This is a genomic window from Solibacillus merdavium (genome assembly GCF_014836935.1).
Classification (GTDB): domain Bacteria; phylum Bacillota; class Bacilli; order Bacillales_A; family Planococcaceae; genus Solibacillus; species Solibacillus ferritrahens.
Window position 1 is genome coordinate 110,061 of the sequence record NZ_JACSPW010000003.1, and the last position, 13,884, is coordinate 123,944.

Annotated in this window: 15 protein-coding genes; 6 read left to right on the plus strand and 9 right to left on the minus strand. The window is 35.6% G+C overall.

Features of this window, described 5'->3' with window-relative positions:
- Positions 1–46: 46 nt before the first annotated feature.
- The 5 genes from H9632_RS05070 to H9632_RS05090 are packed head-to-tail and all read right to left on the minus strand — an operon-like array spanning position 47 to position 2,662.
- Positions 47–295: a hypothetical protein gene (locus tag H9632_RS05070; protein WP_191703031.1), complete on the minus strand. Its 249-nt coding sequence runs from the start codon at positions 293–295 to the stop codon at positions 47–49.
- Positions 279–818, minus strand: a complete 540-nt coding sequence (locus H9632_RS05075) for an RNA polymerase sigma factor (RefSeq protein ID WP_191703032.1) — start codon at positions 816–818, stop codon at positions 279–281. Before H9632_RS05075 ends, H9632_RS05070 begins: the two co-directional genes overlap by 17 nt.
- Positions 802–1,185 carry a group-specific protein gene (locus H9632_RS05080; RefSeq protein WP_191703033.1) on the minus strand — a complete coding sequence of 128 codons (384 nt, stop codon included), beginning with the start codon at positions 1,183–1,185 and terminating at the stop codon, positions 802–804. Before H9632_RS05080 ends, H9632_RS05075 begins: the two co-directional genes overlap by 17 nt.
- Positions 1,186–1,190: 5 nt before the next feature.
- Positions 1,191–1,949 carry an ABC transporter permease gene (locus tag H9632_RS05085; protein ID WP_191703034.1) on the minus strand — a complete coding sequence of 253 codons (759 nt, stop codon included), beginning with the start codon at positions 1,947–1,949 and terminating at the stop codon, positions 1,191–1,193.
- Positions 1,946–2,662 carry an ATP-binding cassette domain-containing protein gene (locus H9632_RS05090; protein WP_191703035.1) on the minus strand — a complete coding sequence of 239 codons (717 nt, stop codon included), beginning with the start codon at positions 2,660–2,662 and terminating at the stop codon, positions 1,946–1,948. Before H9632_RS05090 ends, H9632_RS05085 begins: the two co-directional genes overlap by 4 nt.
- 591 nt (positions 2,663–3,253) lie before the next feature.
- Here H9632_RS05090 and H9632_RS05095 point away from each other — a divergent pair.
- Together H9632_RS05095 and H9632_RS05100 are read left to right on the plus strand one after the other, a co-directional pair.
- On the plus strand, positions 3,254–5,251 hold the full coding sequence (locus H9632_RS05095; protein WP_191703036.1) for a catalase: 1,998 nt from the start codon (positions 3,254–3,256) through the stop codon (positions 5,249–5,251).
- 867 nt (positions 5,252–6,118) lie between these two features.
- Positions 6,119–7,174, plus strand: coding sequence for a YkvI family membrane protein (locus tag H9632_RS05100; protein ID WP_191703037.1), 1,056 nt, complete (start codon positions 6,119–6,121; stop codon positions 7,172–7,174).
- Positions 7,175–7,466: 292 nt separating this feature from the next.
- On the opposite strand, the gene H9632_RS05105 is transcribed toward H9632_RS05100, so the two are convergent.
- From H9632_RS05105 to H9632_RS05115, 3 genes are read right to left on the minus strand one after another with little or no spacing between them, the layout of a single operon-like run.
- Entirely contained in the window at positions 7,467–9,026 is a 1,560-nt protein-coding gene (locus tag H9632_RS05105; RefSeq protein ID WP_191703038.1) for a YndJ family protein, read from the minus strand.
- Positions 8,995–9,603, minus strand: coding sequence for a DUF4166 domain-containing protein (locus H9632_RS05110; protein WP_191703039.1), 609 nt, complete (start codon positions 9,601–9,603; stop codon positions 8,995–8,997). Before H9632_RS05110 ends, H9632_RS05105 begins: the two co-directional genes overlap by 32 nt.
- 1 nt (position 9,604) lies before the next feature.
- The gene (locus tag H9632_RS05115; protein ID WP_191703148.1) at positions 9,605–10,513 is read right to left on the minus strand and encodes a DoxX-like family protein; all 909 of its coding nucleotides are present in this window, start codon (positions 10,511–10,513) and stop codon (positions 9,605–9,607) included.
- A 394-nt stretch (positions 10,514–10,907) separates the two neighbouring features.
- Between H9632_RS05115 and H9632_RS05120 the strand changes: the two genes are divergently transcribed.
- The 4 genes from H9632_RS05120 to H9632_RS05135 are packed head-to-tail and all read left to right on the plus strand — an operon-like array spanning position 10,908 to position 13,054.
- The gene (locus H9632_RS05120; protein WP_191703040.1) at positions 10,908–11,285 is read left to right on the plus strand and encodes a GntR family transcriptional regulator; all 378 of its coding nucleotides are present in this window, start codon (positions 10,908–10,910) and stop codon (positions 11,283–11,285) included.
- Positions 11,285–12,166, plus strand: coding sequence for an ABC transporter ATP-binding protein (locus H9632_RS05125; RefSeq protein WP_191703041.1), 882 nt, complete (start codon positions 11,285–11,287; stop codon positions 12,164–12,166). Before H9632_RS05120 ends, H9632_RS05125 begins: the two co-directional genes overlap by 1 nt.
- Positions 12,150–12,758: an ABC-2 transporter permease gene (locus H9632_RS05130; protein WP_191703042.1), complete on the plus strand. Its 609-nt coding sequence runs from the start codon at positions 12,150–12,152 to the stop codon at positions 12,756–12,758. The genes H9632_RS05125 and H9632_RS05130 overlap by 17 nt, the downstream gene beginning before the upstream one ends.
- Positions 12,759–12,790: 32 nt before the next feature.
- Positions 12,791–13,054 carry a YfzA family protein gene (locus H9632_RS05135; protein ID WP_318247675.1) on the plus strand — a complete coding sequence of 88 codons (264 nt, stop codon included), beginning with the start codon at positions 12,791–12,793 and terminating at the stop codon, positions 13,052–13,054.
- Between the two features lie 204 nt (positions 13,055–13,258).
- Here the strand turns inward: H9632_RS05135 and H9632_RS05140 are convergent, their stop codons facing one another.
- Complete coding sequence (locus H9632_RS05140; RefSeq protein ID WP_191703043.1) at positions 13,259–13,771, minus strand: hypothetical protein; 513 nt, start codon at positions 13,769–13,771, stop codon at positions 13,259–13,261.
- Positions 13,772–13,884 lie beyond the last annotated feature (113 nt).

Below are 13,884 nucleotides of genomic sequence, written 5' to 3' on the forward strand. Positions count from 1 at the left end.
AAAAAACAATATTTTCAATTTATAGGGAAATTGAAAATATTGTTGCTTAGTAAAGAAATAATATTTGAACCATTGCCAAAAATATTCCACAGGCTATTGGAAATAGCTTTAAAAATAGGTAACCATTGTTACTGTCAGACAACTTCTCTAAAGGATCCTTAGCAGGGGAACCTAAATAACGGATAAAACGATTGAAAGGTGATTGTTTAACAGAAAGCTTTTTTGTTGGTACATCTATTTTGTAAGTCTCCAACAAGTTTGCGAGTTCTTCTTCGTTTTTAAAATCCTCTTTCATGTTGGAACGCCTCCTTTAACTCAATTTTCAAGACTTGAATGGCTTTGTGTAAACGGGATTTAACTGTACCTGTTGGAATACTTAATATAAGTGCTATTTCTTCTAATGGTAAATCTTCATAATAGGCAAGTAAAATCACCGCACGTTGTTTGTCCGGGAGTTTTGCAATTGCCTGCTGAATCATAAGTTTATCATCCGTTTGCAGCGCTTTTTTAGGAATAGGAACTAAAAAAGGTAACAGCGTTTGCCACCGTTTTCTTCTATTTAACTTATTAATTAAATGACGATAGGCGATTTGAAATAAAAACGATTTCACTGTGCCAAGGGATGCATTGTACTGTTGATGCTTCTTTTGCAATATTTCAAATGCATCATGAACCGTATCGATACTAATTTGTTCTTCTTTCGTATAGCGGAATAAAAAGCAATATAGAGGCTCATGAAGTCGTTCGTATAACACACCTAATGCCTCTATATTACCCGTTTGAACCTGCTGCATCAATTCTTCATTCGTCAATGTCATGGACTTCACCAAATTGAGCTTTAATACTTTTTAAAGTAGAAGAAATTCTTGTTACTAAATAGGAAACCGTTACAATGACCCACGCTTGCGCCTGATTTGTAAAAAATTGAACGTATGGGTTTTCAACGGTTTCACCACCGAAAGTAAGCAGCATATTTAATGCTTGAACACAAAAGATAGTATAAATGGCGATTATAAGTGTAAGTGTATCAAATACATTCCAGCGTAAATAAATTTTTGTTTTTTTATAGTTAATTTTGCCGTTTTCTTTAATGACATATTTTTTGTGGTAAGGAATCATGATACCAAGAATAATAACGATCCAGATAGCAGCCACGATAAGAGAAATAATAAATCCGATACCCATTTTACTCAGTCCTGCCTTATATAAATTTGTTTTGCAAATATACTTAATACCATACAAAGAATTGTTAGTATAATACTATATTGATAAAGAGGTAGCCATGTATGGTCATTTAAATTTAACTGGAATTGCAATGTATCACTTAAATATAGCATCGGATTCCAAATTAAGTAAATATAATAATCTTGTGGTTGTTGCTCGTTAATCGTTAAAAATAGCGATGTCATCGTAATGGAAAACATAAATACAAGCATAATAGGGACAAGCAAACTTTGTGCAACTTTCCCGTTTTTTACAATACCAGCTACGATAAAGCATAGTGGATAGATCGCGAGTAAAACAAAATTACAGATTAAAATAATGGAAATAAGAGCAGATATGGATAGTGAAATAATGAAGGAATAGCCTGCCAATAAAAGTAATAACACGAAATTCATCATTAGAAAAACGCCTAAACCAATCCCAAGAAAATACTTTGCCGGTGAAATATTTGTTCTTTTGAGTAGATGAATTGTATTATTCGCCTTTAAATCTGCCAAATAGATCGTGGCACTTGAGAATGCAAAGGCAAATACTAAAAGCATAATGGAAATCGGAAAAAACTGTCCTTTAATCATAAAGTCCAACGTTTCAGGACTACTTTTTATACTGATCGTACATATCCATGAACAAATGATAAATATAAAGGCAGGAAGCAAATTACCAAGAAAGACGCCAGTGTTACGAATGGATTCTAATATAAAGCTTTTTGCTACTTGAAGAATCATTTGATCCGACCCCCTAATAATTGTCCTGTCACTTCAAAATAAACAGCTTCTAAACCTGAAAATGTGGGATTTTTATATTTCTCTACAAGTTCCTCTGTCGTACCGTGTTCGATAAATTGTCCATCCTGCATTATATAGACGAAATCAAATAACGACTCCAGCCCTTTAATTTCGTGGCTAATAATAATCAAACATTTATTTTGAAGGTGTACTTGATTTTGCAGAAAACCGAATAATTGCTTTTTCTTTTTCAAATCCAAATCTGCAAATGGTTCATCTAAAAGGACAATTGGTTTGCTCATCAAAAATGCTAAGTACAGGGATAGGGCTTTTCGTTGTCCACCCGAAGTATTTTTAATTAATGTTTTTTCATACTGGGCAATATCCAATAGTTCGTAAAGATCTTTAATGTTGGAAGGATTTGCAATCAATTTTGTGAAAAGCTGAATTACTTCCTTCACTTTTAAAAAAGAATAACTTTCAAAAAACTGATATTGTAGTGCGACTAAATTTGAGACATCTTCATGCTCGTTTCCACGGATAGACCCATGATCGACTTTTTCATCCCCAGCAATGCATTTTAACAATGTCGATTTCCCAGCACCATTATCACCGAGCAACAGGTAGCAATGGCCATACTGAAATGTTGATGATATTCCATTTAAAACAGAGTGGTTCTGATAGGATTTTTGAACTTTATCTAAAATTAACAAGGTGAAGCCCCCTTTAAATTTCATTTCACTAACTATACAAATGGGGGAAGGGGAAAGTTCATTTTTTATTTGAAAAATTTACAAGTTATTTATGAACTGCCTTTATATGCTTTTGCGAGGCCAACCAATACCAAAACGTCACCAAAATAAGGGAAGATTTTACCGTTATTTGAAGGGTGTAGCTCCATTTCGGGGTAAATAAGGGAACGCTTTACCGTTATTTTAAAAAAAATCCTGAAATTTCATGTTTTTCAGGTCAATAACGGAAATTCCTTCCCTTATTTTTACTGTTTTTTATGTTTTTTTAAAAATAACGGAAATTCATTCCTCTATTTATTTCATTACGCAATACAATCTGCCTCCCCATCACAAACCACTCGCTTTTAGGAACAGCGTTGAAAGATATGATAATAAAAAACAGCGACCTCATAGTGACGCGCTGTTTTTTTATATAACCTCGTTTCCAATATTTCAAATGTTACGTTTATATTTTATAAGATTATATTTTTATAAACAGGGTACAAAATTAGTAGAGAGGTTGAGAGTTACCTATCTTATGAAATTTGCTATTTTGTATGAGGAGGATTTTACGTGGAAAACAATAACAATAAAAAAGTCGAACAATTGCAGCAGTTTACAGCGAAAGATGAAGGTAAGCCACTAACTACGAACCATGGACTGAAGTTAACGAATGACGAGCATTCATTAACAATTGGTGAGCGCGGTCCTACTATAATGGAAGACTTTCATTTTCGTGAAAAAATGACACATTTTGACCATGAGCGTATTCCGGAGCGTGTCGTACATGCGAGGGGCTCAGGCGCACATGGTGTGTTTGAAAGCTATGGCGATGCCTCAGATATTACAATGGCTCATTTCTTAGGAGAGAAAGGTCGACAAACACCTGTATTTGTACGTTTCTCAACAGTAGCAGGATCACGGGGCTCAGCAGAAACAGTTCGTGATGTACGAGGTTTTGCAACGAAATTTTATACAGAAGAAGGAAATTATGATTTAGTCGGAAATAATATTCCTGTTTTCTTCATTCAGGATGCGATTAAATTCCCTGATTTCGTCCATGCTGTTAAACCGGAGCCACATAATGAAATTCCTCAAGCGCAAAGTGCCCATGATACGTTTTGGGATTTTGTCGTAAATAATGAAGAAACGGCGCATATGACAATGTGGCATATGTCTGACCGTGCAATACCGAAGAGCTACCGCCAAATGGAAGGCTTTGGTGTAAACACATTCCGATTTGTTAATGCCAATGGAGAAGCTCATTTCGTAAAATTCCATTGGAAGCCTGTACAAGGTATGGAATCTTTAGTGTGGGATGAAGCTCAAAAAATAGCAGGTAAAGATCCTGATTTCCATCGTCGTGACCTGTTTGACCAAATCGAAGCAGGGAACTACCCGGAATATGAGCTAGCAGTACAGTTAATTCCACAAGAAGACGAGTTTAAATTTGATTTTGATATTTTGGATCCAACAAAAATTTGGCCAGAAGAGCTTATTCCTCTTCGAAAGCTTGGAAAAATGACGTTAAATCGCAATGTTGATAACTTCTTTGCTGAAACAGAACAAATTGCATTCCATGTTGGTCATGTTGTTCCAGGAATTGATTTTTCAAATGATCCATTGTTACAAGGGCGTTTATTCTCTTATACAGATACACAGCTTATCCGTTTAGGTGGACCAAACTTCCATGAGCTGCCTATAAACCGTCCAGTATGCCCATTCCATAACAATCAGCGTGATGGATACGGTCGTATGACGATCAATAAAGGACGTGTTGCTTATGGAAGAAATGGTTTACAAAACGATACACCGCATGTAGTGGATCAAAAAGACGGTGGCTATGCTCATTACCAAGAAAAAATTGAAGGACGCAAAGTACGCGCGCGAAGCCTATCATTTGAAGATCATTATTCGCAGGCCCGTCAATTCTGGTTAAGCCAAACGTCTGTAGAACAGCAGCATATTATTGATGCCTTCTGTTTTGAATTAGGAAAAGTAGAAACAATTGAAATCCGTAAAGCTGCAGTGGATATGTTTGCGCGAGTGGACCGTGTGATGGCTGAACAAATTGCACAGCGAATTGGTGTATCCGCTCCAGATGCGTCAATCGAGCAGGTAGCGGACTTGCCACCATCAGATGCTGTAAGTATATTAAAGAATCAAGTGCCGATTTTAAAGACAAGAAAGGTCGGTATTATTGTTGACACAAACAGTAATGTGGATGATCTAATTCAAAGTTTGGAAAATGAAGGGGTTATTGTTGAGTTAATCAGTGATAAACAAGGTATAATCAATAAACGTGAAATTGATCATACATTAGAGACGGCAGACCCTGTTCTTTACGATGGGCTATTTATAGCAGCAAGCTTTACAGATGTAGTACAAAACCGTAAAATGCAAAGATTTGCAGATGAAATATTCAATCATTATAAAACACTAGGCTATATTGCATTTGAAAGTATGGATAAATTGTACGCAAATGCACCAGGTGTTGTAACAGCGCCTGATGAATTTATCAATGCTTTAAAAATGGGCCGCCATTTTGACCGTACAGATGCAACGGGATGATTTTTATATAATTAAATAAGCAGTATAAAGTTCAAAAGGGCATTTCTCTCTATTAGAAAAATGTCAGTTTATCGACAAAAGGTCTCGAGAGTTTGTCTCTCGAGACCTTTTGTCTTTTTATTAGAAATTTTAACTAGATGTTTAGTCAAAACAAGTTATTAGATCAGTCCTATTTCAAGTTGTCCACGTTCATTGATTTGATTGCTTATCGTATCTCACATTATTTAAAGAGATTAATAAGTTGATTGGAGTGGAGGGACCGTGACTCCACCGGGAACCGCACGCGCGGAAGATCCACTAAATTGTGCCTACCGTTGTAGGCGCAATTTAGTTAGCTGGAGCCGTGCCCGGGGAAAGCATCGGTCCCGGAATGGAAATAAACGGTTCAATGTTAAATTTAATTTTAAAATAGACACTTTTTAAGAGATTGTCTACAGGCTGCGCTGATTTTTTTTGTTGTACATAAAATATTATTTTCAAGTAATTTTAAATGCAGAAAACATCATCTTACTTTTTGCTGTGAAATTGCTAGTTTACTAGAGTATGATATTATGAATGGGTATAAAAGCCAATATGAAATTTCCATGACAAAGAGAGTTATCGAATTATTTGGACATTAACAAGAGCTTATATGAATAAAAGGAAAGGGGGAATTTATGCAGTAACTAGAATGGAAACTATAATTGATATTAGAGCTGAGGTCATTATTACCAAGGCAGAACGGTTATTTAAATATTATCACAGGATAGCATTTTAATGAATGAATCATATTAATATGGATTCTGAAAAATCTTATGTGAGGAATAACCTAATTTATCTTTCTTATACATACTGAACCGTAGTTATAAAAAAAGGGGAGTGAGGCTTTTGAAAAATATATTAAAAATTGGAAGCGCATTTATTGGCGTGATTGTGGGTGCAGGGTTCGCTTCAGGACAAGAAATACTGCAATACTTTACGAGCTTCGGAACACTCGGGATATTCGGAGCAATTTTATCAACTGTACTGTTTTCAGGCATTGGTATGCTTTTAGTTTGGCTAGGCAGTTATACAAAAACGACATCACATAAAGATGTTATTTACAGAATTAGCGGGCGTTACCTTGGAACTGTCATCGATTTAATTCTTATCTTTACGTTGTTTGGTGTAGGTGTCGTTATGCTAGCCGGGGCAGGTTCAAACTTAAACCAACAGTTTGGATTACCGATCTTTGTAGGTACGACTCTTATGACAATACTCGTATTATTGACAGGTTTTTTAAAGGTAAATCGAGTCGTTTCCATTATTGGAAGCATTACGCCGATTCTCATTATTTTTATTATATTTATTGCGATTTATAGTTTTCTAACGATGAATGGAACTTTTACATCGTTAAACGACGTAGCTCAAGCTACACCGACTACTTTACCAAACTGGTTTATTTCCAGTATTAATTACGTTTCATTTAATATTGCTGTTGGAGCTTCGATGTCAATTGTTATGGGCGGGGCTGAAAAAAGTCCAAAAACAGCAGCGCTCGGTGGATTATTGGGTGGACTCGTTTTAGGAATACTAATTCTCTTAATCCATTTAGCTATTTTCTCGAAAATCGAAGAAGTTGGAACGTTGGACATGCCAATGCTGGGGATAGTTAGTAATTTATCGCCAACACTAGGTATTGTCATGTCATTAGTTATCTTTGCAATGATTTATAATACAGCGGTTGGAATGTTCTTTTCTTTCTCAGCTCGTTTTGCAGAATCAGGAACAAAGAAATTTAAAATATTCTTCATCATTACAATGACTGTTGGCTATTTAGCAAGTTATGTAGGATTTACTGGACTAGTTAGTTATTTTTATCCTCTAATTGGTTATTTGGGAATTATCCTAATTGTAGTGTTAGTGGCTGCTCCGTTTATTATTAAGAGACAAGAAGTACGATAATTTATAAGAAGAACGAATAAAGCATTTAAATCAAAAGAGGTCGGGACATAAGTAGAAAACTTTTTAAATGAACGGAATTTATATAATAAAAATAAACTTTATTAAAATTGGTTGGAGTGAAGGGTCGACTCCAGCGGGAACAGCACGACGCCTGAGACTACAGGCTCAGGCCGTGCCCGCGGAAAGCGTACCCGTAACGGAAACCAATTTTCTGCGTATCAAAAAAATACAATTATTCTCCAAGGAGAATAATTGTATTTTTATTTTGTCTCAGCCTCTTTTTTTCTGTACTTCATCTATTAGTTTTTTTCTCAATTTGATATTCAATATGTAAAAACTTCATTCCAAACAGTTTCATATCATGGGTTGCGGTAAGCAGTCCTTTGTGTTCCTTTATAATAAAATACTCATGTAGCGGTAGTTTGAATACATAGGAACCGATCGCCAAATACGTACCGGCATCGCCTTGTCCATCACTCGTTAAGTACAGTATGCCGTCTTTTGCGGAAAGCTGTAAGATACCGTGCATCGAAGAAAAGGGCAAAGGCAGGGCGATATTCATAAAGGTATTGATTGTATCGGTATGCTGCGAATAAATGGCATTAAATACGGGTTTGCCATTAATCGATCGTTGCCAGACGCGCGGTTTTTCTCGTCCGTCATTTTGCGGATCGACTTCCAGAATTTCACCGTCCATCACAATTGTTTTTGAAGAGAACGGTAAATTCAGCTGTCCCATTTTCCGGCTAATAAACTGATACACAAAAGCAAAGGGTTTAAACCATGTTTCCCATTGAACAGACGCTTTTAATTCAAACTGCATTGTTCGTTCATAAAACTCAACGATTAAAACAGGGATTTCCTCTTTATTAAGATAAGATGCCATATCATCGATCAATCCACGCGCTGGTTTGTTTGTTGGAGAAAATCGCCCGCGGATTTTACTTACCGGAAATGAATAATCGTTATGCTTTGTCGGCGGAGTATAAAGACTCCAAGCGAATACCACGGCAATACCAAACCCTAAACAATTTAAAAGCCCATGGAAGTTCAGCATATCCGGAATATCTACAATAATCATTCCAGTTAAATTACTGTAAGCGTATAAAAATGACCAAATAATTGTAAAACATAATGTTATAAAGGCCAGCCGGATAAATAAGCTTTGCACACGCGGCAACCGCCATTTCATGACATAAAAGCTAATACTGAAAATAGCGAGTACATATAAGCTGACCGAAATGATTTCAACAATTCTTGAAAAGGTAATCCCGAGAGCTACGAGCATTGGTCCTGCGGCAATAACGACACAGCAAATTTTATAGTATCGGGTCATATGAAGACGCCCAATCAATCCGACTGTAATACATAGTAAAAAGGCGGAGTAATGAAAATGAATAGCGGTGAGCCAAGTAATAATTGGACTAAACCCTGTATTCAATTGCAGATGGAATGCCAAAAACCATAGTCCACCCATCACAATATAAATCAGTCCGATATCAATCATTATTTCAGCCGTGTTCGTAAATCCCCGTCTCAAAAATCGGTTGACCCCATGGGAAGCAATGACAAGTGTACTTAGCAAATAAGCCAGCACACAAAGTAGGATGAGGAAATCCTGTTGCGTGAAATACAGCATTGTTACAGCAAATTGGCCGATTACAATTATCAGCTTTTGCCAATTTTTCAGCAAAACTAACTGTTCCAGAATGACCGGTACAAAGATCAGTTGTGCTAATGTTAAATAATAGTACATTGATGTTGGCTCATTAAATAACAGTAGGGCAGCCATACAAGTAAGACCGATGATTGTTAAAGGTCTACTGAGCACACGGCGTAAACTGACCAGCATACATCATCATCCTTCCAATTAAATCATTGTAAATGGAGACATGAATCGTATAAACATCCAGCACATCATTATATCCTTCTGTCACAACTACGCGACCTGTCAGTTTCCTTGGCAAAGCAACCTCTGTCTGGCCAATTACAGCACGTTGGTCAGCAGAGCGGATCATTAAGAAACCGTCCTTCGTCACATCCATTTTTAAATCCGAGTAGAACAGTGCCGGATCCCCTAAATAATCTTTTACGATTTTCCGCTCCAAATCGACAGTCATTGTCGCATTGAACTTGCGTGTTGTCTGATCAAAGAAAAAAGTACGTTCCCAATAGACTTCGGCTTCTTTTTCATTGTTAGTTCTCGCTGTATTCGTTATTATAAAAGGAATTTCCTTGCCGTACTCGGGAAAAAGGAAATCGGTTTTCGTAAACAAATGATACATCGGACGTAAAAAACGTGGTCCGGAATGAATGACTTGCATTGTTCCTTGTGCATAAAAAGGCTGGTCTAATGGAAGATGGTATCTTTCCTGCAGTTTTGGATGAAGCCTGTTAAAGTCATTTGCCAGCAATGTTTCATAAATCATATTAAGCACCTCTTTTTCGTTTGCAAAATCTTGCAGTTGGTAATTCTTTTGTCAGTAGTAAAGCAATGATGGAAGCAAACCATAATCCAATATTCAGTGTGACGACATTAAATGGAGCCGTTGCAACTGTGGGCTCCGCAATGATTGCGCTTAATGTCAGCAAAGGGAACAACACAATTTGTGCCTTTAGCAGCAGCGGTTGCAATTTGGGTACCAAAAAAAGGATTCCAATCATCATTTCCAAAACGCCAATCCAAACAATTGCTGTGGACGCTTGGCCCAATGATAGCGGTGACAGTTTCATCAGCATATCAATCTCAAGCGGATGCTTCATCAGCACTTTCGGTATGAGACCTTGGTACATCCACGTAAAACTAAATAGAAAGCAGAGCAGATAATAACTGAAAAATCGCCGGTATTGTGTGACCGGTTTTTCTCCGGATTCAATCCACCTAGCGAGTACATTAAAACTAAGTGCGGTAGCCCAACCGATTACAGGGCGGAACAGCTGATCGAATAATTGACCGAGTTGACCGAATCGCACGTCATAGTCATACTGGGTGAGAAAAGTTACATGGTCACCATTCGGTATATATTGCCAATAGCCGCGACCTTCCTTAATTGGGGATATCCGTTGCGGTGTCCCAAAATGGAGAGAAGACGTTTTAACACCACTTGCTTTTTCGTGTGTTCCTTTACTTTCCCCCCAACCAGTCACCGATAGACCCGGCATCACTTTGGTTGTATATGTAAATGTTTGAGGAGCATCCTCATGCTGTTTTTCAATATAGGTAATCGAAGTAAATCGCAAATCCCACTGTTCATGTAGGTCGGGCTGCTGTGTATAGTGCCATACTTTTTCAATCGAGCTGTCTATTACGGTTTCCACATAAATCGGCTTTTTCTTCAAGAGGCTCAGCTCCTTTATTAAAATAAAAAAATGTATTCTTTTCATTCATCATACATTAATTTAACCATCCTGATTAGACAGAAATAATAGAAAATTTTTTAATAGAATGAATACCGATATTTTACAATATGAAGTTTTATAGGCTATTGATCGATTGAATAACCGAATTATAGGGGGAAAGCAATGGACTTTATTTTGAAACGAAACCAATTAATGTCTGATATTAACTTCCAGTAAGATAATTCCAACCGAGAAGACCCGTTCATAAAATTGAGCGGTTTTTTTATGTTCGAAAAAGATATTTTTATTTTATTCGAAAGATTTCATTGACAATAAATGGTGTCATTATATATTGTATATAAAGTATATATACAATATGAATTGAGGATAAAGCATGCAAATTTTAATCGCTCACAATTCGAAAGAACCGATTTACGAGCAAATCTTTCATCAAATTAAGAAAAGTATTTTGGCAAACGAACTTCCTGCGGGCTATGCGTTACCTTCTATGCGCAATATGGCAAAAGATTTAGAGGTCAGTGTGATTACGACAAAGCGCGCCTATGAAGAGTTGGAAAAGGCCGGATTAATTTACTCTGTTGTCGGGAAGGGCTCCTTTGTTTCGGAGCAAAATATCGAAATGATTATTGAAAGAAAACAAAAAGTAATTGAAGAACAGCTGAGTCAGGCCATAAAAAACAGCAAGGAAATCGGTTTAAGTTTAGATGAACTAAAAGAAATTATGACACTGTTATATGAGGAGATGGATTAATGGAATCAATTATTCAATTTACAAACGTAAATAAAGCATTCAATGATTTTGCGATTAAGAACCTTACTTTTGAGATAAAAAAAGGATTTGTAACGGGCTTTGTTGGGGCAAATGGAACAGGGAAATCTACGGCGATTAAGCTGCTTATGAATTTACTGCAGCCTGACAGTGGGGAAGTAAAGGTTTTCGGCTTAAATTATAAAGATCATGAAAAAGTAATCAAACAGAAAATTGGTTTCGTCTATGATGATCATGTGTTTTATGAACATCTTACTTTGCAGGAAATGAAGAATTTAATTCAGCCAGTATATACACAATGGGACGACGAGCTTTTTTATAAATATGTTGAACAATTCCAATTACCTTTAAAAAAGAAAAAGTTAAAAACCTTCTCTAAAGGGATGATGATGAAAGCCTCACTGGCAATTGCTTTGTCCCATCACGCAGAACTAATAATTATGGATGAACCGACAGCAGGATTGGATCCGGTGTTCAGACGTGAGTTTTTAAATTTATTGCATGAAATTGTGCAGGATGGTGAAAAAACGATTTTCTTTTCTACTCATATCACGTCAGATTTAGATCGGATTGCAGATTATATCGTCTTCCTGCACAATGGGGAACTAATATTTATGCATGAATTTTATACGATTGCAGAAAAATATGTGCTCGTTAAAGGTGGGTTGGATTTACTTGATCCGGACACTGAGAAAGAATTTATTGCGATTCGAAAAACTAAAATGGGATTTGAAGGTTTGTCATCTAATAAAGGGCGAGTCATGCAATTATTTGGAGACTTAGCTTTATACGAAACAGCAACATTGGAAGATATTATGTTCTATACAAAGAAAGGCGGGGAGAAGGGTGTATCAATTAGTTAAGAAAGATTTAATCATTCATAAAAAAATGCTGATGTTTATGTTTCTTGTTTTGCTTATTTATATGTACATCGATATTCCGATTATTTTTCTAGGTCTATTATTTTCCATGACATTGACATTAAACCTATTTTCAACGGATGAAAAGCGACATGCGCAAATGTTATTAAGCTCATTACCTTTTACGCGTAAAGAAATTGTTAGTTCAAAATACATTTCAGCGATACTTTTTATTTTATTGATAGTATTGGCGATAACTGGTGGTAGCTTATTATTTCAACAAGTGTTACCAAACGGGTTTCATTTATTAATGATTGCAATCGGATCGTTATTTGTCGTTTCTTTTATGTATCCAGTTGCCTATAAATTTACTAGTAAATATGTGAACATCACATTCTTTACATGCTTCGGACTTTATTTGGCAATAATTATGTTTTTCATCCCTAATTTAAATGATCAGATTCGGGAAACTTTCACCAAAATAATGAATTTAGGTGAATCGCAGCTTATTTTATATGCTGGCCTTATCTTGGTGATTACGTACATTCTATCCTGGTTATTATCAATTCGAATTTATGAAAAGAAAGTGTTTTAAAAATCCCTTTAGGAGGAGTTTTTATAAAACTAATAAGAAAACAGTGGTTACTTCCTATTTTTGCTTTTATATTATTACAAGTGGTTTTTATATTAATGGAGTTTACAGGCTGGATTCCTCGTTTAAGAGAAATAGACGGGAATTTATTTGGTACCATTACAGATACCCCGCTGTTTAAAGGGTGGTTTAACTTTTACGATACGCCGTTCTTTAACCTGTTCACCGTCTTTTTTGGAGTGCTCGTTATTATAAATATCATAGTCAGTTTATTATTAAAAAAAATAAAGGTTTTTTAATACAATTAATCAAGCTTCCAAACCATTTATAAAGGTAAATGCCTAAAGTAGCGCATTTTCCTTTTTCTAATTTATAAGATTTCAAAATTAGTTCGGCTTTCATTTTCATATTTCGAAGCTATCGCCTGTTCGTACAATGCTGTGTTATGCTCCCCATTAGCTAGACAGATTGAAAGTAGCATTTTGGGACGTTATTTTGAAATACTACAAGTTTAATATTTCATCTATAATCTGTTTCAACCCATCATTCAAACCTAATAAATTATGATATTTCTCCGTTACAAAAACATAACTATGATTTGTACTTTCAGGTGAAAAGATATAGTCGAATTCTTTAATTTCCGTGGCAAATTCTTTATCAACGAATACCTCTGTACTATCTTCTATTTTGTATATATTTACTTTATATCGAATTGTATTATCATTTAAATACTCGATAACATATGTGGATTCCTTATTTAATAGTTTTTTTTCAGATTTTTTTAATTCAAAAAAGGGCGGGTCATATATATTAACCATATCGTTAAAAAAATCATCGTTCTGAGTATATTCAAATATTTGTTTATCTGTTTCGCTATCTTTTACGATGATTAAATCGACTGAGGATATGTTATTTAAAATTCCCCCTATGTAATTCACTTTGTTTTGCTCACTCCAAATAGAAAAAATTACTCCCCCAAAAACAAAAAAGGCTATTAAGAATATCCATTTCTTCATATGACACCCCCAATAACAGTTATTTAATATATATTCAATTTATTATTTAAAATACCTTTAGAACATTCCCAAAGTGAATTTTGGGCAAATTTTAAATACTTATTGCACCTAAA

What these genes read in the sequence shown, in the direction of transcription:
- H9632_RS05070 (WP_191703031.1), bottom strand. Translation starts at nt 295, where the DNA reads ATGAAAGAGGATTTTAAAAACGAAGAAGAACTCGCAAACTTGTTGGAG.
- H9632_RS05075 (WP_191703032.1), bottom strand. Translation starts at nt 818, where the DNA reads ATGACATTGACGAATGAAGAATTGATGCAGCAGGTTCAAACGGGTAAT.
- H9632_RS05080 (WP_191703033.1), bottom strand. Translation starts at nt 1,185, where the DNA reads ATGGGTATCGGATTTATTATTTCTCTTATCGTGGCTGCTATCTGGATC.
- H9632_RS05085 (WP_191703034.1), bottom strand. Translation starts at nt 1,949, where the DNA reads ATGATTCTTCAAGTAGCAAAAAGCTTTATATTAGAATCCATTCGTAAC.
- H9632_RS05105 (WP_191703038.1), bottom strand. Translation starts at nt 9,026, where the DNA reads ATGCTGGTCAGTTTACGCCGTGTGCTCAGTAGACCTTTAACAATCATC.
- H9632_RS05110 (WP_191703039.1), bottom strand. Translation starts at nt 9,603, where the DNA reads ATGATTTATGAAACATTGCTGGCAAATGACTTTAACAGGCTTCATCCA.
- H9632_RS05120 (WP_191703040.1), top strand. Translation starts at nt 10,908, where the DNA reads ATGCAAATTTTAATCGCTCACAATTCGAAAGAACCGATTTACGAGCAA.
- H9632_RS05125 (WP_191703041.1), top strand. Translation starts at nt 11,285, where the DNA reads ATGGAATCAATTATTCAATTTACAAACGTAAATAAAGCATTCAATGAT.
- H9632_RS05140 (WP_191703043.1), bottom strand. Translation starts at nt 13,771, where the DNA reads ATGAAGAAATGGATATTCTTAATAGCCTTTTTTGTTTTTGGGGGAGTA.